This is a genomic window from Flavonifractor sp. DFI.6.63 (genome assembly GCF_024462255.1).
Taxonomy (GTDB): domain Bacteria; phylum Bacillota; class Clostridia; order Oscillospirales; family Oscillospiraceae; genus Lawsonibacter_A; species Lawsonibacter_A hominis.
Genome location: NZ_JANGBE010000128.1, coordinates 1 through 288, shown reverse-complemented (window position 1 = coordinate 288; position 288 = coordinate 1). Strand labels below are relative to the sequence as shown.

Sequence of the window (288 nt, the reverse complement as noted above, 5' to 3'; positions counted from 1 at the left end):
TGCGATAGAATTCAATTTGCAAATTCTGGAAATTACTATATAATGTAGTTACGAACCGAGGCGCTGGGAGGAGGTACACAAAATGAGGGAACTGCTTGTCGATACCTGCCGTACGGAGGATGAGGCGGGAGCAAACCATACCTTCGCGTATTATATCCTGGTGGACCAATTGGAATTGGGCGACGGCTTCGCCTGTGAAAGCTACGGCGTCAAGGTGGTGGGGGAAGAAGGGGAGACGGCTTGCGTCCCCCACATCACCGTCAGTGTGACTCGGATCGACGCATTGAT

At 51.7% G+C, this 288-nt stretch carries 1 protein-coding gene; it reads left to right on the top strand.

Annotated elements, in window-relative coordinates:
* Positions 1-82: 82 nt before the first annotated feature.
* Positions 83-288, top strand: a 206-nt coding sequence (locus NE547_RS18190) for a DUF6514 family protein (protein ID WP_256176641.1), incomplete at its 3' end; no start/stop codon positions are given.